The following is a 19,406-nucleotide window of genomic DNA, read 5'->3' on the forward strand; positions in this document are numbered from 1 at the left end:
CTGTCCATTTGAACAGATAAAGCAGAGGAATTCAGCGATGCTTGTGGTCATGTTTATGATCTTTAATCATATGACGCGAGCCTTTGAAATCCTTAAATAGTCGATAAGGCTTACTTATCACCCGCACAGGTAAGGAGAATAAAAATCTACTTAAATCTTCTCTGTACTCCTGGGTCATCCGTTTGGGTTTTGTTGCAATACGTTTCTGGGTTTCTTCATAAAATTCCTGATCAAGATCCATGACAAATTCCAAATCATGACTGCATTCAATACATTCGATGCTTTTTAGTTGATCGTTCACATATGTTATTTCGTGTAATACCTCTTCCTTGCAGTGAATGCAATACAAATCGGCTTCCATCTGACTTGTTTTCATACGTTCACCACCTTTAGCTGTTAACTCTCCTTCATCCACCTATAACAACGTATCATCCTGAAGCTTACGCAGCTGCCATATAAATGATTCCTTGGTTTGGGTAATATCTGAATAGGAAATGTATTCTCCCTTTTTAATCGCTCGGTTTACACGAACATTGCGATCAACAAGTCCAAGTGGCAACAGGTTCTCTTTCTTAGCATCCTCAGCTTTTAAAATACTTCCATATACGGTAAATCCACCAATGCTATCTAAATGCTCTCCAGCTTCCAAATCTCTTTTGGCTACAGTCACTGTCTCAGCAACTAACCCTTTCCAAGGTGCGATGGTCGCCTCCTGGTAGAAGTAAGCACGTGCTACAGAGATTGGTGTTTCAAGACTAGTCAGATGATATGGTCGATAGAGTACATAGTTTGGTCCATCTCCCATGCTTAAATATTTCATCTCATGATTCACTTCTTCCTGGTCCGATGCAATGATTGCAAACACACCAGGCGCAACGCCATTCACAAATTCTACAATCTGTTTATTTTCTACCAAACCGCCCTCAGACACGTTTTGGAACATGGCAGGCAGTTCTTTTACGTTTCCAGTCAACCCGTGCATACCTGGCTTATCTGGAAGAAACCCTGTTGCATTCGCAACGGCCGTCATCTCTACCATGGTCTTTGACCCATCCTGGAAGGAGGCTATCATCTTTGGACTTGCTCCCTTTTCTGCAGCTACTGCGGCCACCGAGTCTGGATTAGCTTCAAGATTTAAGGGATTATTTTTTCCTTTACCAAGCGCAATGACTTCAAATCCACTAGCATCAGCTAGATCATACAATTCCATAACGGCACCTGGCTCATCTCCTGCAGAGCCTGTATACACAACACCACTAGAATCAGCGAGTTGCTTTAATAGTGGTCCCACCGTTACATCTGCTTCTACGTTAAGCATGACAATGTGCTTTTTGTTCATGATGGTATCCCAGGCAATGCGGGCACCAATATCAGGTACACCTGTAGCATCTACAACCACGTCAACAGAAGGTAATGAAGTGACTAAGCTAGAGGAGGTTGTGCTAATCACTTTGCCTTGATTCACAGCCTTTTCTGCCACACTCGGATCTGTCGTTTCTACAATATCCTCCAGCTTCACTCCAGCATTTCTGTAGGCGTTGACTGCATTCTCAACCTGAATATCTGCAGTAACAACCACACGCATCCCTTTCATTCCTTCAATTTGCGCGACCATACCTCTACCCATTTGCCCAGCACCAATCAGTCCAACATTAATGACCTTCCCCTGTTGTTCTAATGCTGCGAGCTTTCTATTTATACCTAACATACAACCACTCCTAGTTTCTCTATTGGTCTATCCTTTATAAATGGCTAGTTTCCCGCCAACCTCAAGTTGTGGCACGTCCTTCTTCTCCACACATAAGGTTCCAGGTAAATCAGAAGATGATTTTCCACTGAATTCAATCGTACAGTGCCCTAGATCCCTTAGTGTTTCATTTGCTTTCTCTCCCACAAATAGGATCTTGTACTGCTCACCTTGAATGTGGAGCGTATCGCCAACTTCAACATTTTGTAGCAGCTCTGTTTGCTTATGAACAGCTGAAATATCCTTTAAATCGGCTGGTACCGTTTCATTAAAGATAATGAGCATATTTTCTTCTAAAAAGATGCTTGTCTGGGAACCCAGTTCAATAAACTCGGTTTGATAGACAGGTGTTTTTGTTTGATACATGTCTCTCACTCCTTTTTATCTAGTGCTTATGAATATAGTCCGAAGCTGAATACATACGCAATGACAACTGCCAATGGTCCTGTAATCATTCGAGACATTAATACAGCTGGCACCCCAACCTCAATTGTTTCAGGTTCTGCCTCTCCAAGAGTTAACCCCACTGGCACAAAGTCTGCTCCTGCCTGAGGGTTGATCGCAAACAATGCCGGTAACGCCAACTGAGGCGGAATATTTCCTCGCCCGATCTCAACCCCAATTAACACCCCTACCACCTGAGCAATAACGGCTCCAGGTCCGAGTAACGGAGAAAGTAATGGGATGGAGCACAGCACAGATAATAGAAGTAATCCTACAAAGTTACCTGCTAGTGGTGACACAAAGTTGGCGATAAAGTCTCCAATGCCTGTAAAGGTAATGATTCCAATTAACATACTGACAAACGCCATAAACGGGAGAATATTCTTAATAACTTGTTCTATCGTCTCACGCCCGGCCTGATAAAATATACCAACGACCTTTCCTGCGCCTCGACCAACAATCTCAATAATATTTGCTTTCTTTTTTGGCTGCTGAAGCTGAGCCGCTTTAGCCTTTGCCTCTTCTTTAATGCGGTTTGCTTCATTTTTGTCTAAACGCGATGAATCTTCGGAAGTAGATGTAGATTGTTGCGGTGCTCCCTCTTCCGCAGTTACATTCGCTATCTTCACGCCAGACACAAAGTTCTCCTCATTTATAAATCTCATTAATGGCCCTGATGGAGAAGTAGGAGTTAGATTTATAGTTAGCACACCCATTTGCGGGTATACACCACAGCGCGCTGTGCCACCACAATCAATCACGACGCAGGCCATTTCTTCTTTATTTACGGACGTTTTAAAACCGTCAACCGCCTCAGCACCGGTAGCATCTGCAATATGCTGGGCAAGTGGATCGATGCCGCCTCCCGTTACAGATACCACATACTTCTTCTGTTCCGTTGGCTGTATCGTTAATGGTCCACCCCAGCCTCCACTGCCCTTTTCTACTTTTACTTGTTTGTATTCTGCCATAGTCATTACCCCCTAATAATCTTTCTTATGATTGTGAGGCAAGCTCTTGCTCTCGCTTTTTAATTAAACGGCCAGTGATAATTTCGGTGACGATACCACGAATTAAGATTACAATAAGACCTACGATAAAGAACCTGATGGCTAAGGGTCCAAGCGATAATCCGAGCGTGGTAATACCTGAGGCGATGCCCATATATACAAACAACTCTGCAGGGTTACCATGTGGAAACAATCCGGTAATTGGATGAACAAAGGATACAGCTGAGTCATAAAAAGCTGGTTTCTGATGCTCTGGTAAGAATCGTCCAAATGTATACGCCATTGGATTCGTTAAGAAAAATACAGCTAAGAAAGGAAATAATGAGTAACGTAAGATGATGTTTTTTGTGCTCTTTAGTGCTAATTTATTGATACGCTCTTCGCCAACCATTTTAATGATTGCGTTTACAGCAGTGATTAAACAAATCAACGTTGGAATAATGCCAGTGACCATTCCGATAAAGGTTTGACCGCCCTCCTCAAACATTCCGATAAAACCTTCTGCAAGCTGTACTAAAAAGTCCATCTGCCCTTCCCCCTTATCCTGCTATTGTTTTATTGCGTTGCTTATTTATTTGATCTAGAGAGGTTTCAATTGCTTTGCGGAGTGGATGCTCCTGAACCAATTGTTTAACCTCGTGAACGAATAAACCATCAAATGCTGTAAGTGGTGAAAATCTTGAAAAAACGGTCACTCCCGCCATTTTTCTACCTTCTATAACTCTTCCATCCTGGTTGGTTACAAGAATGACAATACTACCTATCCCCAGTCGTTGCTTATGAATCCCGACTCCAAGGTATCCTGATGAGCGTTTACTCATTTCCTTAAGCGTTTTTTGATAATGATTCATTTGAACCCGAGTTAGCAAAAGCTGCAAAATCCACGTTGCAGTAAATAATCCAATCAGCCATCCCCACATGAAATCACCCCTTTAATTACATATGTTCATATTAGTTACTTATGTTTCGATTATAAAAGCGCTTTCAATTTTCGTCAAGTAGTTTTCTGAAAAATATGTCGAAACTACTCATCTACTTTTGAAAACGCTTTAACTATCGTACATTTTAAATGTGGTCATTAACTAATGATTGTGCGGTAGAGTCATCAACGATTAGCACGTTTAAATAATTTGATTTTAGTGCGATCAGCAAGCTTTCTACTTTATGAGACCCTTCTGCTACCCCTACTACTTCTGGAATATCTTTAAGCTCATCTAAGGTAATGCCAATCACCCGATCGTTTAATGGGTGCGTTATTTGATCACCCACCATATCAAAGAAACGAGAGCCGATATCGCCTACAACACCTGACTTCCGCAGCGAAACCAAGTCTTCTTCCTTTAAATATTCCATTGTGCTCATCGTTGAATTCAAAAGTGGATTACCAATCCCTACAAGAGCCATCTCAACCTGCCTACCCTCCGCTAAAACGTTGGCTATATCCTCACTTTCAATGAGCCGTTGCTTTAATTCTTCACTTTCCACCATCGCCGGAGCATACAGATAGGAACAGGTGCCATTTACTTTTTGGGCAAGCTGATAGGCTAATAGATTTGAGTGAATGTTAACTAGCTTCCTTCCCATGCCTCCAACAAGCGGCACGATGTTTAAGTCAGAACGCTGCTCATAAGGATACTCGTTCACCATACTGTAAAGCGCAGTTCCCCATGAAATTCCGAGACTTTTAATCCCGTCCAGATGCTTACTCACATAATAAGCAGCTGCTTTACCAACAGAACGCTTGACCATCTCTGGAGTTAGACCTGAAGTAGGAACAACCACGGCTTCCTTAAGTCCAAACAGGTTTTCTAATTTATGCTCCAAGGTAGCTGTATGAGCATTTTCATCTTTTATATAAATCTCTACGATACCCAGTTCTCTTGCTCTATTCAGCATTTTTGAGATAACTGGTCTCGACACCGACATTTTTTTTGCAATTTGAGCTTGTGTCCAGCCATCAAAATAGTAAAGATTTGCAGCCTTAACTAGTAGACGTCGCTCGTCCCAATTAACCATTTAAGATCACTCCTATAGTAAACTATGTGCACTTATGATCCAATTATAACAGATGTTCCGCCAAAGCACATACGTCATTATTATAGTATATAAAAGAGGGAGAAGAGGTAAAGTCCTGATTATTGTGTACATAGAACATGCGGACGAAAATGGAGGACCGAAACCTAAGGGATGAAAAGAGAGGTCACTGAAAAACGATCTTTATAAGTCTGCGAACGTTCTTCAATTGTATAAGTCAGAACGTTAGCGAAAGGAGAACCCGTAGACTCCTGCGGAACAGAACGAGTCTGAAGACATCGAAGTGGTGGTTTTCCGCTTCGAGGGCTGAGGCCGTTCCCGCGGAAAGCGTAGGGTTCTCCTGTAGCGGCGCCAGTCAGCTCATTCTTACGTGACTTTTTCAGTGGCCTCGATGAAAAGGTTCAATGAGATAAATCGACGTAGTTGAGTTAGCTCATTACCTTGCCTCGGGTAAGTGCCCCCATTTTGGGGAGCTGCGGCCGAAGATACAAAACTAATTTACACATAAGCATGGACTCTATCGGAGAAGACAGAAATGATTGGAAATTACCAAAAGCGTAGATAAATACCTAGAGGTAAAAATAAACCAATGAGGATGGTCAAACTAATAATGGTGATCATCGATATCGTTGTGAACTTAGTCAAATCCCCTTTATTAAGATGCATAAGAAAAATTTCCATAATGCCCATACTAACCATACCGAGAATCAGCTTAGCTCCTCGCATCAATGAAAAAGGCATCATTGGAACGAGCAGAATGCCAGTAGCTAGCACAAATAAAAATGATACCCTCATAAACTGGTGAAGAATAATGGCTTGTTTTCGCTTTTTATTCACATATAGCTTGTAGACTATTCCAAAAAGGAGGAGTGTTACAGTAATAGCGATTAGATGATATTGAGTCAGCAAATGAAGCACCTCCTTATTTTTATCTTCCGTTCTTATTATAGAAAAAGAGAGCACCTATTCATAGTGAATAAGCAACTCTCTTAAGATTGTTAAGGTATTGTCACTTCATTTAACTGATAGAAGCCTGAAGCATCTGCCCAAAAGCCCTCAACTCCATCGCGATAACCCATTATATGTGAAGGATGATAGAGAAAGGTCATTGGTACTTCTTCGTTTAAATAATTGCTAGCATCTTCATAAAGACCTAGTCGAGTATTTTCATCCTGTTCGATTCTAGCTTGATGCAGCATGTCATCAAACGTATCATCCTCCATAAAGACGCGATTCCCAGGAGGTCCTATATTATCTGAATGGAAGAGCATATGCATTGGATAATCCGCGTCCCCAGTGCCAAGAGATAAGCCAAGGATAAACATATCATGTTCCCCCGATGCTGTAGCGTCTAAGTAGGCACCCCACTCAACGACACGAATCTCAACATCGATGCCAATTTCCTCAAGATTCTGCTGAGCCATTTCCGCAATATCCATACGCTCACGGTTATCGTTTGTCCAGATGGTCGTTGAGAAGCCATCTTCATAACCAGCTTCTGCTAAAAGCTCTCTTGCTCTCTCCGGGTCTCTTTCAATGCCGGTTACATTCTCGCTGTAACCAAAATTCGTGTCGTTTACAGTTCCAACAGCAACCTCTCCAGTCCCTTCAAGAATGCCATTCATCATATCCTCTTTATTAATGGTCATGGCAACTGCTTTACGCACATTCACATCATCAAATGGTTCCTTTTGCATATTGAACCCTAAGTATGTAATACTTGCCGCGTTTCGTTCGTAAGCATTTATTCCATCAGTGTTATTTAAGCGACCGAAATCACTGGCTGTAATTGGACTGATAATATGCGCAGCCCCAGTTTCCAGATCAGCAAGTCTTGTCTGATCCTCAGGTACCACTCGGAACGTTACTGTATCAACTAAAGCCGGCTCGCCCCAATAGTCAGGGTTTTGATCGAGTACAATTTGATCCCCAGGAGCCCAGCTGTTAAATGTAAAATAGCCCGTTCCTATAGGGTTTTCATTGATATACTCACCAGGCTGTCCACCAGCCTCCATATTCGCGTAATCCTCTTCGATCACATCCTGACTCACGATACCCGCAGCGTAATGCGCAAAATGAGCAGGTAATGGTGCAAATGGCACCTCTGTGCTTAGATGAATCGTGTGGTCATCTACGACCTCAATCTCTTCAATAATTTCAAACAATATTTTTCTAGGTGATGCTACTTCTTCATCCAAAATCCGTTCAAGATTTGCTTTTACAACATCTGCATTAAACTCCGAGTCATCATGAAAGGTAATGCCTTCATTTAACTTAAATTCCCAAACATCATCTTCAATCGCTTCCCACGATTCGGCTAATAAGGGCTCAAGCTCCATATCCTCATTAAACTTTGTTAAGGTCTCATACACATTAGTCTGAATATTTCCAGAAGGAACATCATTTCCTGTATGAGGATCTAATGTATTTGCATCTGAAAGTACGGCCAGTATTAGGTCTCCTCCTGGACTTCCTTCTGTGCCATTAGCATCTACCTCTTCCACACCTGAATCACTTGCACAACCAGCCATAAAAAGTGCCGCTGCGCCGATTAAACCGTACTGTAGCTGTTTTCCACCATGAGCATTCATTTGTAGCCTCCTTTGTTATTTGTTCATTCTTTTGTCCACCCTCCAATAAATCCCCTTAAATATCCCAGGGGAGAAGACAAAGGAATGAAAACGTATTTATAGAATAGACTCTTCTAACCTACTATAAATAACTAGTTGAAAACAAAGTATAATGTGAAGGTTTTGTGTCTTTTGTTTATTCTGAAAATTTAAAGTCGTAAAAAATGAAATCCGAACAAGCTGAACGGGCGGTTCGGATTTCACTCATTTTATCTAGCTTTTAACAGTCTTGGTCTCGCTGATCGATACATTAAATATAATAAGTAAGGTGCGCCTATAATAGCTGTTACAACACCTGCAGGAAGCTCTTTAGGAGCAAGCAGGACAACACCAATCCAATCAGCTGCCGCTAAGAGAAGTCCACCAAGCAAAGCCGATAGAATCATCGCTTTTTGATGATGGGGACCCACTAGCATCCGAGCTGCATGCGGTGCTAATAATCCAATAAATCCAACGGCCCCAACATTTGCCGCTGCTACAGAAGCGAGTAAGACTGCAATAACAGCAACAGTAAGTCGCGTTTGGCGAACCTTCATCCCGAGTCCGGTTGAACTTTCCTCATTAAAAGAAAGCAAATCAACCTTTCTTCCTTGCCACCAAGCAAGCAGTATTAGAATACCCACGGAAGGAAGAAGCAAATACAACTCACTCCAACCACGGCCATACGCGCTTCCTGCCATCCACGTAAGCGCTGGAGCGACGGAAACTTTAGCATACACAATGAGTATATTAATGAAGGCTGCACCTGCAGCCGCCACAGCAATTCCAACAAGTGTTAAAATCATTGGATCTAGACCACGACGCCAAGAGATTCCATACACAATCGCTGCTGCCCCCATCCCTCCTAATACAGCTCCGGCCGGCAGCCAAAAGCCTGAAAGTTGGGGAAATACAACCATAATCAGTAAAGCACCAACACCAGCTCCACTTGTAATACCAATTACCTGTGGATCCCCTAGTGGATTGCGTATCGTATTTTGAATCAGGCTTCCACTTACGGCTATAGCCATTCCAGATATTCCGGCAATTAAAAGCCTCGGTAGCCTGAAATCGTACAAAATCTTTTCATGGATGGCCTGCCCTTGTCCAATTAAGGCTGCCCAAACATCAGGGAGGGGAATGTACAAGCTTCCACTTGTGAGACTAAGTGTCCATACAGCGAGCATTAAAATCGTAAATACGGTTGCCCACAGTGAAAACGAGCCAATTCGTCTTGAACCTCCTACACTCATTGATAAATTTGACTGAAAACCGGCGCCTCCTTTTACATGCTTAGACATACGCAAGGCAAGCCAGATGAGCCAAGGGGCACCAATCGCAGCCGTAATGGCTCCAGCAGGAAGTTCTCCATAACTATCAATAAAGCTTCTCGCTATTGTATCTGCAGCGAGCAGGATGGTAGAACCCCAAATTGCACTAATCGGAAGAAGCCAAATATGCTGGCGAACCCCCATCATTCTTACAAGGTGCGGGGCAACCAACCCAATAAATCCAATTGGACCTACAATACTTACACTGACACAAGCTATAACAACCGCAATAGCCATCGCTACGATTCGTGTTTGTTTCACTCTCTGCCCTAATGACTTTGAGGTTTCTTCATTTAAAGTAAGTACATCCAACTGACGAGCAAGCAGACATACAATAAAGATGCCCCCCGCAACCCACGGCCAGGAAAAGCTTACCCCACTCCAATTATTTTGAATTAATGAACCGGACCCCCATAGAAAAACCCCTTGAACTGTTTGTTGATTTAACATGATGAGTGCACTTGTAACCGATGAAAGAACCAAGGTGACAATCATTCCGGAAAGGGCCACTCGGATGGGTGTGCTTCTACGACCACCAGCTAAACTAAAAACAGCTACAGCAGCACCTGCACCACCAGCAACCGCTACAGGAAAAGCATATTGCGTCTGTAAAGCAGGGAAGAAAATCATCCCTGCCACCACTGCAAGATACGCACCTGCGTTTACCCCCAATGTGGTTTCTGAAGCTAATGGATTTCTCGTTACCGTTTGCATAAGTGCGCCTGCAACGGCTAGCGCACAGCCAGAAACAATACCCATGACTGCTCTTGGAAATCGGTTCGCCCAAATTAAATGATGCTCCGCCAAATCCTGACGATTCAGCAGAGCTCCAATCACATCATATACCGATACATCTGCACGTCCCTGAGTCAAGCTAACTAATAATGTGAAAGCTAAGATCACAACACCGCTCAACAGCATAATAATTGGACGCAGGCTTTGTTTACTTAGGACATGTTGGACAGAGGGGGGGTGATTTGACATCCCCTCTGCCCTTTTTTCTCCTCTACTCATTTAAAAAGGCGTCTACCACTTTTTCAGCATAAATTTGAGCTGATAGAGGTCCCCCGTACGGCCACGCATCGCCGCCAAGTGAGTAGATTCGATCTTCCTCTACAAAGGTAAGACCATCCCAGATTGGATTTCCAGTTAAGTGATTTCCGATAACATCATCACTCTCTTGAATGATCGTGAAGAAGTTTGCATCCTCGATAGCTGGAAGAGCTTCAACGTCCGCAGAGGTAAAACCGTATCTTTCAAACTGAGAGGATTGGAACGCATTTACTAGCCCCATCTCTTCAATCATTGGTGCAGCCATCGACGTGTCATCATGTAAGCGAAAGGTTACAGCATTTTGATCACTATAAGCCATCGCCACAACAAACTCTTCTCCAGCCTTGCCAGCATCCTCAATCTTCTGCTTTGATTCTGCAAAAAGCTGGTCAATGCCATCAAGTACTTCCTGAGCTTCCTGCTCCTTATCCATAATGGTCGCAATCTCATTAAAGGTTTCTATCATCACATCATACTGTGTGCCTTCTCCTTCAGCTGGATACGGATCGTATACAAGTGTAGGAGCAATATCATTCAGCTCCTCATAATTACTCTCAACATTTGATTCCAGGCCAATAATAAGATCAGGCTCTAAGGCTAAAATCATTTCAAGATTGGGTGTATTACGCATTCCGATATCTTCTACGCCATCAGGTATTTCCATACCAATATCGACCCACGTATTCATACCCTCAATATCCGCAATTCCAACAGGCTCTATCCCTAATGCAAGAAAGTCCTCAACATAACCCCACTCAAGCACCACCACTCGTTCAGGAACACCGATAATATCTGCCGTCCCTCGTGTATGTTCAAATGTACGCACTTCTTGATCATTCTCATCTGTATTTGTACTCTCATTGCTATTGCTCGTTTCACCACAACCTGCAACAATCGTTAAACTAGCCGTTACTGCTCCTACAAGTCCAAATCCTTTTCTCCAACCCATCCTGCTGCCTCCATTTATGTACGTTATTTAATTATCAATAATAATCATTCTCAATTGAGAATAGCAAAACTCCTAACATTCGTCAATAAAAAGATAGTGGGTTAGTAGACTTAGGTACATTTTGTACACCATAGGATCATAATAAAAAAATAACCCCTTACCAAAAATATTAAATGGCAAGAGGTTATATCACTATACACTATAAGCAATCGTAGACATAAGTGCTAATTCAGGCTGAGTTGTGTCCAATCGACTATATTGAACAATAATTGGCTGTGAGCTTTGCACTTCTATAGCGTAAGGAACACCGACAGGTACTCTACGCCCCTCTTTTTCCAAGATATTTGTCTTAAGGTGGAGGGTGCGTCTACCTTTTACTCTCACTTCAATTTCTTCAATCGGATCTTGATCCTCAAAATAAAGCGTGATTTTTAAAATGGCCATATCTTGTTGACAATTAAGCACACAGATTGCTTCATGGCTTTCGAGTGCACCAGAGCTTCGCTCGGGAATATAGGCATCTGGTATAAACCAACTTTTCTTGCCGTTCATTTAATCACCCTCTTCATTTGATAGACTTCCCAATCCTTTTAAAATGCCGGATTCGGTATAGCTCCTTTTTGATAAGCATCTGTTAATACATCACGAACGTTGTCCACATACCTAAGCTTTGTTTCCTGATCAAACTTCCTGTGCTCTTCTGGAAATGACCGGACTTGATCAAGCTTGCTATTGATTTCCCCCAACACGTGAACATGCGTTGCGGCAGTCTCAAAATCACATGGTGGTGCCCCCCCAGATCTTTTAACCGCATCAATACACCAATTAAGCTTATCTACATGTGGCACATGAGGGTTTCCGTAATCCTTTGTAGCGCCATCTTTAAATTTAGCTAGTATCGTTGGTATCTCATCCTGCGTATTAAAGGTTACCGTTCCCTTTTCAAACTCATATTGAAAAATCGGCCCTTCGTTATCTACTACAGCATGCGAGGCAAGGAATAACAGCTCTGCTCCTTTGACAGTTTTCATCTTCACTAAACAGGTGTCAAAGGTTTCAATCTCATTAACTCGATACAGCTGGGCATCCACATGATTGACTTCAATACTTGTTTCAATTTGCTCACCTAAGACATAAAACATATTGTGAAGGAAGTGAGCCGTTGCATTGTTTGCTATACTGTCCATAATTAATTCTCCAGTTGGACTGAGCTGTCTACCCGCCCATGCCGAGCGGTTAAAATAATCCTCCGTCCGTGGCCAAAGAACCAACGTTTTTAATTGAATGGCTTGGCCAAAAACTCCTTCCATAATGTCCCGCTTAAGCGCTTGAATAGACTCAGTGAATGACCAGTTAAAACCAATCGCTGCCCACTTCCCTGTCTTCTCCGCTGTTTCTTTCCAAATAGGAAGATCGCTCGGGTCACCCGTCAAAGGCTTTTCACATAATACGTGGCTTCCATGCTCCATTGCATACATGGATTGATTCGTATGGAATTGTATCGGAGTCGAAATGATGGCAAGATCAGCTTCGTGATGTTCATAAAATGCTTCAATTGTATGATAGATTGGAATGGATTTCTTCTGAAGAACGTCAAATAAACCACTCTTTTCAGCGGCAATTTCAACAACACCTATTATTGAGGCATCTTCGCGATCAAGTAACGACCGTAAGTAACTTTCTCCATATCCATTAATTCCAATTAACACAACGTGAACCTGTTCCTCTTTGCTCATGTACTTCCCTCCCAGCCCTTTAAACGCACAGCTTGCTCCTGAGCCTCTATTGCCAGTTCAGACACCTTAAACACATGTTCTTGTGTCATGGCATGGTCCGTACCGTTCTGACAATCTATAAGTAGCTCATAAAAATATGGTTTCCCTACGCGTCCACTAACCGGAACGTAAAGCTCCTCTGACTGTGTCACGATATATAGGTGATCTCGTTCTGTAGTACGGCCTACATCAAGATATTTTCTTAATTCAATGTATCCATCGGTTCCAAAGATAACCGTTCGTCCGTCTCCCCATGTTGGTAAGCCATCTGGTGTAAACCAATCTACCCGCACATACTGAGTCGCACCATTATTACCTAATAGGGTGGCATCGCCAAAATCCTCCCAGTTACCGTACTCAGGATGCTGATAATTAGCTGTTTTACTATGAAGCACCTTGGCGTCCGTTGCACCAGAATAAATAAGGAATTGATCCATCTGATGGCTGGCGATATCTGTTAAGATGCCCCCGTTTTGCACAGGATCAAAAAACCATGCCTCGCGTGTTTCTTTTTTAAGTCGATGCGGCCCGGATCCTGTCACTTGAAACACCTTGCCAATAAGGCCTCTTTCAACAATATATTGCGCGAGCATCGCCGATTCGACTCCAAGACGTTCCCCAAAGAAGATCGACCATTTTTTGTTTGTTGCCTTCTTGGCTACTCTAGCCTGTTGAACCTGTTCCTTTGTTGTAAAACCTGCTTTTGCTGAGAAAAAATGCTTATCATGAGCAAGAACTTGCAAACCAAGCCTGGCCCTTTGTGCAGGTATGATACTGGTGGCAATCATGTCTGATGAATCTTCTAACACCTGCTCAGCCGACTCAGCCGCAATAGCAGTAGAATAAGCTTCTAACAGCCGTTTTTGTTTTTCCTTATCACGATCATACACATGGTGAAGGGTTGCGCCTGCTTGGCATAACCCCTCCACCATACCAAAAATATGTGGATGATCCATTCCAATCACCGAAAAAGAAAAAGGTTCTCTGATTTGACGATTCGTATCGATTGATTGAAAGATCTCATCAATGGTTTCCCGAACACCCATCTAATACCCTCTCCTACTTAGTGCTTATACGTGCTCTAAATATCGTTCTTTCATTAGTTGGAGAACTTCATCCCCAGGCCGATCCCATAATTCTTGGTTCATAATTTCTACTTCTATTGGGCCAGCGTATCCAGCTGCTTCAACCTGTTTACGCATGCCATGTAAATCAATGACCCCGTCTCCCATCATTGAGCGCCCTTTAAACATATCATAGATGGGCACCTTCCAATCCGAAACATGGAATCCTAGAATGCTACCTCTTGCCGTTTCAATGTCTTGCGCTAATTGTGGATCCCACCATACATGAAAGGCATCAATGACAACGCCAACCTGCTCAGATTGATAGTACTTCACAAGAGAATTAGCCTGGCCTAACGTATTAATAACCGAACGATCAGCAGCGTACATCGGATGTAGTGGCTCAATGCCAAGCTTAATTCCGTGCTGCTCTGCGTAAGGAATAATCGCTTCTATTCCTTCTTGAACCCATTTTCGTGCCTGCGTAATATCCTTATCTGGAGATGGACCGCATACAAGCACCAGCGTATCCGTATTTAATTCTGCTGCTTCTTCAATTGCACGCTTATTGTCTTCAATTCGAATGTTACGCTCTTCCTGAGTCGATGCCGGAAACATCCCCCCACGGCAAAGGCTTGAAACCTTAATCCCACTATTCTTTAAATGGGTGACCGTTTCCTTCATTCCATACTCTGCAAGCTTATGACGCCAGATTGAAATCCATGGTACTTCATTTCGTTCACAGCCATCTATCGCTTCAGATAAAGACCAATTTTCTGTAGTTATCTGATTCAGACTTAGTCTACTTAATTCTGCTTGACCACTCATACACGTACCTCCTGTTCAATTCCAGCAAGCTGCAATACTAAACTCATTCGTTTCACTGCTAACTCTGGATTCTCAATGAGGTTCGCTTCATCCATAAGCTTAAATAATTGTGTCAAATGTTGTATGGAACGAGTCCCCTCTGCTCCACCAATCATTTTAAAATGGGACTGATGCCCATTTAGATAGGCCATAAAGACAATCCCTGTTTTGTAGGCATAGGTTGGCGTTTGAAAAATATGACGGCTTAACGCTACCGTTGGCTCTAATACACGTTGATACGTTTCAAGATCATTTTGATCTAGAGCCTGCAGGGCGTGTGCAGCTGCAGGAGCAATTGCGTCGAAAATTCCAAGGAGCGCGTGACTGTATCCCTGATCATCACCAGCAATTAACTCTGGATAGTTAAAGTCATCACCTGTATACATCCGAACGGAATCAGGTAGTAAACGACGCATCTTGATCTCTTTGTCTTTATCAAGCAGTGAAATTTTAATACCATCTACTTTTTCCTGATTTTTGTGAATCAGTTCCAAGCAAACATCCATTGCTAGATCATAGTCTTCTTCGCCCCAGTAACCTTGCAGTGCTGGATCAAACATCGGCCCTAACCAGTGTAGAATAACAGGCTTGGCTGTTTGACCTAAGATTTGTCCATACACATGACCATAGTCTTCTGGTTTTTTTGCTGCTTTGGCTAAGGCGCGACTAGCCATTAAAATAATGCCACTGTCTTGAGCCTCTACAAATTCACACTGTTCTGTATAGGCTCGAATAATATCATCTAATGAGTGTTCTACGCTTAAATCTAAATGATCTGTACCCGCGCCAGCGGCAATTAACCCTCCTACTTTTTTTGCTTCAAGAGAGGATTGCTTAATTAACTCCTGTGCACTTTCCCAAGACAGACCCATGCCACGCTGCGCGGTATCCATCGCTTCTGCTACACCAAAACCAAGCGACCACAGATGTCTGCGGTAATGTAATGTTCTTTCCCAGTCAATGTCTCCACCAAGAACAGGATGACTAGAGGAAAGTGGGTCTGCCACTACATGCGCTGCAGAATAAGCTGTACGGGAGGAAAAACCCCCCGCACCACTAAACGCAGATGGTGACCCTTTTAATTCATACGTTTCAACTGTACGATCTTCTGTTGGAAGTTTAATCGAGTATCCCATCATACGCCTCCTATAGATTTAATTCTGGTACATCTACCCATTTACGACCATGCCATGCTTCTAGACCTAAGTCTGAAAGTTGAGTGCCTTTTGCACCTTCAAGTAGATCCCAAGGAAATGCATCATCTTGATGGATATGCTTCAGGAATAATTCCCATTGAATTTTAAAGCCATTATCGTAGGTTTCATTTTCTGGAACTTGCTCCCATTGCTCTTGGAAATCAAACGGGTTTGGAATATCTGGGTTCCAGGTTGGACGCGGAGTCTGCACGCGATGCTGCGTTTTGCAGTCACGCAGTCCAGCCACTGCACTACCTAACTTACCGTCTACTTGAATGGTTAATAGGTCATCACGGTCTACACGTGTTACCCATGAAGAATTGGCTTGAATTACGGCACCATTCTGCAGTTCAAAAATCGCATAGGCTGCATCGTCAGCAGTCGCTTTATAGGTTTCCCCATTTTCATCTACACGGCTATTAATATGTGTTGCTCCTAAGCAAGTTAGGGATTTAATTTCGCCAAACAAGTTGTCAATGACATAACGCCAGTGAGCAAACATATCGACAATAATTCCGCCGCCGTCTTCTTCTCTATAGTTCCAGCTCGGACGTTGACCTTCCTGCCAGTCCCCTTCAAATACCCAGTATCCAAAGTCTAGCTTTACAGAAAGAATCTCTCCAAAGTAACCACTGTCAATTAACCGCTTAAGCTTTAATAAACCAGGAAGGAATAATTTATCTTGGACAACACCGTTTTTCACGCCTGCTTCTTGAGCCAATCTTGCGAGTTCCAAAGAGCCTTCAACACTTGTTGCCGTTGGTTTTTCACAGTAAATATGTTTGCCAGCTGCAATCGCTTGTTTAATGCCTTCAGCACGACGGACCGTTGTTTGTGAGTCAAAATAAATGACGTTATGATCATCAGCTAACGCAGCTTCAAGGTCGGTGCCAATGCGCTCAATCCCATGAGCATCAGCAAGCGCTTGGAGTTTTGCCTCATTCCGTCCAACAAGGATAGGATCAGGATAAAGTACATCTCCATTTGCTAGCTTGACGCCACCCTCTGAACGAATTGCTACGATTGAACGAATTAAATGTTGATTCGTTCCCATTCTACCTGTTACACCATTCATGATAATCCCAATTTTATGAGTTGCCATCAATCTATCCCCTCTCAACGTTTAATCTGTCTCTATCATAAATAAAGCGCATACATAAATCTTATTAGATCAGGTGAAAAATTCTCAATTTCGGAAATAGAATGAAAAAGTCATAAAGGAATACTCTGCTTGCATAAATGTAGGAATTGGAGGGTATCTGTGTGAAATTTCTGCGCCGCCGCTCCCGAAAATGGGGGCACGCTTACCGCGGGAAGGTAATGAGCTAACCCGACTTCGTCGATTTATCTCATTGAACCTTTTCATCCCGCAGGTGTCGGCCCTCCATTTTCGTCCGCTCGGTGAGTGTTAGCCATCAAGAAGAGAGTTTAACACGTAGAGTTTACATATTTTCCTATACAAGAAGTTCAAAAGGTTATCGGGAATGATAGGTCCTCCGGGAGGAAATTGAAATTCATCCGAAATAAGCCGAATACATCGCAAAGTGCAGAAATTACATTGAGCAGAAGTCGGGAAGCACGGTCAATCCACCACCCCCCACGGATGGAAAATGCGCGGAAATATCAAGCCAGTGAGCGAAAATCATCATGGGATGCGCAAAAAGCGGAGTGCGTGCGCGAAAGCCAGTAAGCGCAGCCCATCCACTTAAATAGGAATGTTGGTCAATTATCTGATTGGTCAACAGAGCGGAAGGAGAAAACGTAGACTCCTACGGAACAGAACGCGTCTGAAGACATTGAAGTGGTGCACTTCCACTTCAAGGGCTGAGGCCGTTCCCGTGGAAAGCGAAGTTTTCCCCTGTAGCGGTTCATGAGCTCCTTAAGCCAGGTTAGCTCATTACCTCCCCGCGTTAAGCGTGCCCCAATCTTTTGGTAGTGGCAGCCGAAGAACCAAATCATGAGCCGGTATTTTTTTCTAATATGAACTCTAAACAACATTCGGTTTTCTTTTCTGTGTTTATTGCATATACTTCCTAAGATTAAATTGAAGAAAGGATGATGGTAGTGGATGAACAACTAGAATGGACATTAACTGACCCGTATTTGTATAGTGCTGTTTCGGAGTATTTAAACAAACTGGTGGAAGTGCAAACGACTCGTGGTGGAGTAAGAGGAACATTACTTGATGTGCAGCCTGATCACTTAGTTATTGAGATGGGTGGCACACCTTTTTTTGTGCGGACTCAGCAGATTATCTGGTTTTTTCCGGCAAAATAATATGAGCAGATAAGACATCCATTCACTTGCATATACTTCACCGTACTCATTATGGAACGGAGGGAACTGTCTTATGATAAAACGCATCAACAAGTTGCAAATCGAGCTTCCAAGACCCGAGCATGGTGATGCAAATGCTGCCGCTGCCGTTCAAGAATTGTTAGGTGGGAAGTTTGGTGAAATGTCCACGTTAAATAATTATATGTTTCAATCCTTTAATTTCAGAGGAAAATCTAAATACAAACCCTTTTACGATTTAATAGCTAGTATTACAGCAGAAGAATTTGGTCATGTTGAACTTGTGGCTAATGCGATCAACCTCGTGTCGTATGGAACAACATTTGCTGGAGATCCAGACACCGCACCCCTTCAAAATGGTAAAGATGATAAATACACCACTCACTACACTACGACAGCGCACACTGCATTCCCGGGAGATGGGATGGGGAGACCTTGGAACGGCACGTTTGTAAACAATAGTGGAGCGTTAGTTGAGGATCTCCTTCATAATTACACGTTAGAAATTGGTGCCCGTAATCACAAAATGCGCGTTTATGAGATGTCTGCCAATCCGACTGTAAGAGAATTGTGCGGGTATTTATTAGTGAGAGGCGGAACGCACATTATCGCCTATGCGAAAGCAATAAAAGTAGCAACTGGAGTAGATATAGGTCAAATGCTTCCTGTACCGTTTCCCGATAATACAAAATTTGATGCAGCCAATAAATTTATTGAACAGGGCTTATACAATGTACTCTATACATGGGGAGAGCCTGAATATCGAGACATCCGCCAAATTTGGAAAGGCGAGAACCCCGAGACAAAAGAACCTCTTCGTGTCATAGATGGTGTGCCAGAGGGGGCTCCTATCCCTGATTTAGAAGAACGGCCGGAAATGTTTGCACCAGGTGTGGACCCTGATGATTATCAGAAAATACTGCAACGTCTAAAAGAGAATATGTGATCATAGCTAGAGAGCGGCTTTGCCACTCTCTAGCTTTTTTGTATTAACTTTAGGTAAAAAGGCTAGACATGGCCCGAATAATGTTT

General features: G+C 42.9%; 19 protein-coding genes. 2 read left to right on the forward strand and 17 right to left on the reverse strand.

Going from position 1 to position 19,406, the window contains the following annotated elements; genetic code table 11:
* Positions 1-31 precede the first annotated feature (31 nt).
* From FN960_RS05785 to FN960_RS05865, 17 genes are all read right to left on the reverse strand, one after another.
* The gene (locus FN960_RS05785; RefSeq protein ID WP_143847750.1) at positions 32-376 is read right to left on the reverse strand and encodes a bh protein; all 345 of its coding nucleotides are present in this window, start codon (positions 374-376) and stop codon (positions 32-34) included.
* A 39-nt stretch (positions 377-415) separates the two neighbouring features.
* Positions 416-1,708: an NAD(P)H-dependent oxidoreductase gene (locus tag FN960_RS05790; RefSeq protein ID WP_143847751.1), complete on the reverse strand. Its 1,293-nt coding sequence runs from the start codon at positions 1,706-1,708 to the stop codon at positions 416-418.
* A gap of 27 nt (positions 1,709-1,735) precedes the next feature.
* The gene (locus FN960_RS05795) at positions 1,736-2,113 is read right to left on the reverse strand and encodes a PTS glucitol/sorbitol transporter subunit IIA (protein ID WP_143847752.1); all 378 of its coding nucleotides are present in this window, start codon (positions 2,111-2,113) and stop codon (positions 1,736-1,738) included.
* A gap of 26 nt (positions 2,114-2,139) precedes the next feature.
* Positions 2,140-3,162: a PTS glucitol/sorbitol transporter subunit IIB gene (srlE, locus tag FN960_RS05800; protein WP_143847753.1), complete on the reverse strand. Its 1,023-nt coding sequence runs from the start codon at positions 3,160-3,162 to the stop codon at positions 2,140-2,142.
* A gap of 25 nt (positions 3,163-3,187) precedes the next feature.
* Entirely contained in the window at positions 3,188-3,727 is a 540-nt protein-coding gene (gene srlA / locus FN960_RS05805; RefSeq protein ID WP_143847754.1) for a PTS glucitol/sorbitol transporter subunit IIC, read from the reverse strand.
* A 13-nt stretch (positions 3,728-3,740) separates the two neighbouring features.
* On the reverse strand, positions 3,741-4,121 hold the full coding sequence (locus tag FN960_RS05810) for a transcriptional regulator GutM (RefSeq protein WP_143847755.1): 381 nt from the start codon (positions 4,119-4,121) through the stop codon (positions 3,741-3,743).
* Positions 4,122-4,266: 145 nt separating this feature from the next.
* Entirely contained in the window at positions 4,267-5,217 is a 951-nt protein-coding gene (locus FN960_RS05815) for a sugar-binding transcriptional regulator (RefSeq protein ID WP_143847756.1), read from the reverse strand.
* Positions 5,218-5,781: 564 nt separating this feature from the next.
* Positions 5,782-6,144 carry a DUF1516 family protein gene (locus FN960_RS05820; RefSeq protein ID WP_185970942.1) on the reverse strand — a complete coding sequence of 121 codons (363 nt, stop codon included), beginning with the start codon at positions 6,142-6,144 and terminating at the stop codon, positions 5,782-5,784.
* A gap of 89 nt (positions 6,145-6,233) precedes the next feature.
* On the reverse strand, positions 6,234-7,826 hold the full coding sequence (locus FN960_RS05825) for a glutathione ABC transporter substrate-binding protein (RefSeq protein WP_143847758.1): 1,593 nt from the start codon (positions 7,824-7,826) through the stop codon (positions 6,234-6,236).
* Between the two features lie 248 nt (positions 7,827-8,074).
* Positions 8,075-10,159, reverse strand: coding sequence for a Fe(3+)-hydroxamate ABC transporter permease FhuB (fhuB, locus tag FN960_RS05830; protein WP_260681937.1), 2,085 nt, complete (start codon positions 10,157-10,159; stop codon positions 8,075-8,077).
* A gap of 22 nt (positions 10,160-10,181) precedes the next feature.
* Positions 10,182-11,177: an ABC transporter substrate-binding protein gene (locus tag FN960_RS05835; RefSeq protein ID WP_143847760.1), complete on the reverse strand. Its 996-nt coding sequence runs from the start codon at positions 11,175-11,177 to the stop codon at positions 10,182-10,184.
* Between the two features lie 192 nt (positions 11,178-11,369).
* Positions 11,370-11,729, reverse strand: coding sequence for a sensory rhodopsin transducer (locus FN960_RS05840; protein WP_143847761.1), 360 nt, complete (start codon positions 11,727-11,729; stop codon positions 11,370-11,372).
* Between the two features lie 38 nt (positions 11,730-11,767).
* Positions 11,768-12,913 (reverse strand): Gfo/Idh/MocA family protein, encoded by a 1,146-nt coding sequence (locus FN960_RS05845; protein ID WP_143847762.1) that lies wholly within the window; start codon positions 12,911-12,913, stop codon positions 11,768-11,770.
* Positions 12,910-13,998, reverse strand: coding sequence for a Gfo/Idh/MocA family protein (locus FN960_RS05850; RefSeq protein WP_221936793.1), 1,089 nt, complete (start codon positions 13,996-13,998; stop codon positions 12,910-12,912). Before FN960_RS05850 ends, FN960_RS05845 begins: the two co-directional genes overlap by 4 nt.
* A gap of 24 nt (positions 13,999-14,022) precedes the next feature.
* Positions 14,023-14,844 carry a sugar phosphate isomerase/epimerase family protein gene (locus FN960_RS05855; RefSeq protein WP_143847763.1) on the reverse strand — a complete coding sequence of 274 codons (822 nt, stop codon included), beginning with the start codon at positions 14,842-14,844 and terminating at the stop codon, positions 14,023-14,025.
* A complete protein-coding gene (locus FN960_RS05860; RefSeq protein ID WP_143847764.1) occupies positions 14,841-16,019 on the reverse strand; it encodes a dihydrodipicolinate synthase family protein in 1,179 nt (392 codons plus the stop codon). The genes FN960_RS05855 and FN960_RS05860 overlap by 4 nt, the downstream gene beginning before the upstream one ends.
* A gap of 10 nt (positions 16,020-16,029) precedes the next feature.
* Positions 16,030-17,181, reverse strand: a complete 1,152-nt coding sequence (locus FN960_RS05865) for a Gfo/Idh/MocA family protein (protein ID WP_143847765.1) — start codon at positions 17,179-17,181, stop codon at positions 16,030-16,032.
* A gap of 962 nt (positions 17,182-18,143) precedes the next feature.
* Between FN960_RS05865 and FN960_RS05870 the strand changes: the two genes are divergently transcribed.
* Together FN960_RS05870 and FN960_RS05875 are read left to right on the forward strand one after the other, a co-directional pair.
* Positions 18,144-18,356 (forward strand): YuzF family protein, encoded by a 213-nt coding sequence (locus FN960_RS05870; RefSeq protein WP_260681938.1) that lies wholly within the window; start codon positions 18,144-18,146, stop codon positions 18,354-18,356.
* Between the two features lie 73 nt (positions 18,357-18,429).
* Positions 18,430-19,320 (forward strand): manganese catalase family protein, encoded by an 891-nt coding sequence (locus FN960_RS05875; protein WP_143847766.1) that lies wholly within the window; start codon positions 18,430-18,432, stop codon positions 19,318-19,320.
* Positions 19,321-19,406: the final 86 nt, after the last annotated feature.

This window comes from Alkalicoccobacillus porphyridii (genome assembly GCF_007293315.1).
Lineage (GTDB): Bacteria > Bacillota > Bacilli > Bacillales > Bacillaceae_D > Alkalicoccobacillus > Alkalicoccobacillus porphyridii.

Coding starts and splice junctions, on each gene's coding strand:
- FN960_RS05785 (WP_143847750.1), bottom strand. CDS start 376: ATGAAAACAAGTCAGATGGAAGCCGATTTGTATTGCATTCACTGCAAG.
- FN960_RS05790 (WP_143847751.1), bottom strand. CDS start 1,708: ATGTTAGGTATAAATAGAAAGCTCGCAGCATTAGAACAACAGGGGAAG.
- FN960_RS05795 (WP_143847752.1), bottom strand. CDS start 2,113: ATGTATCAAACAAAAACACCTGTCTATCAAACCGAGTTTATTGAACTG.
- srlE (WP_143847753.1), bottom strand. CDS start 3,162: ATGGCAGAATACAAACAAGTAAAAGTAGAAAAGGGCAGTGGAGGCTGG.
- srlA (WP_143847754.1), bottom strand. CDS start 3,727: ATGGACTTTTTAGTACAGCTTGCAGAAGGTTTTATCGGAATGTTTGAG.
- FN960_RS05810 (WP_143847755.1), bottom strand. CDS start 4,121: ATGTGGGGATGGCTGATTGGATTATTTACTGCAACGTGGATTTTGCAG.
- FN960_RS05815 (WP_143847756.1), bottom strand. CDS start 5,217: ATGGTTAATTGGGACGAGCGACGTCTACTAGTTAAGGCTGCAAATCTT.
- FN960_RS05825 (WP_143847758.1), bottom strand. CDS start 7,826: ATGAATGCTCATGGTGGAAAACAGCTACAGTACGGTTTAATCGGCGCA.
- fhuB (WP_260681937.1), bottom strand. CDS start 10,159: ATGTCAAATCACCCCCCCTCTGTCCAACATGTCCTAAGTAAACAAAGC.
- FN960_RS05835 (WP_143847760.1), bottom strand. CDS start 11,177: ATGGGTTGGAGAAAAGGATTTGGACTTGTAGGAGCAGTAACGGCTAGT.
- FN960_RS05840 (WP_143847761.1), bottom strand. CDS start 11,729: ATGAACGGCAAGAAAAGTTGGTTTATACCAGATGCCTATATTCCCGAG.
- FN960_RS05845 (WP_143847762.1), bottom strand. CDS start 12,913: ATGAGCAAAGAGGAACAGGTTCACGTTGTGTTAATTGGAATTAATGGA.
- FN960_RS05850 (WP_221936793.1), bottom strand. CDS start 13,998: ATGGGTGTTCGGGAAACCATTGATGAGATCTTTCAATCAATCGATACG.
- FN960_RS05855 (WP_143847763.1), bottom strand. CDS start 14,844: ATGAGTGGTCAAGCAGAATTAAGTAGACTAAGTCTGAATCAGATAACT.
- FN960_RS05860 (WP_143847764.1), bottom strand. CDS start 16,019: ATGGGATACTCGATTAAACTTCCAACAGAAGATCGTACAGTTGAAACG.
- FN960_RS05865 (WP_143847765.1), bottom strand. CDS start 17,181: ATGGCAACTCATAAAATTGGGATTATCATGAATGGTGTAACAGGTAGA.
- FN960_RS05875 (WP_143847766.1), top strand. CDS start 18,430: ATGATAAAACGCATCAACAAGTTGCAAATCGAGCTTCCAAGACCCGAG.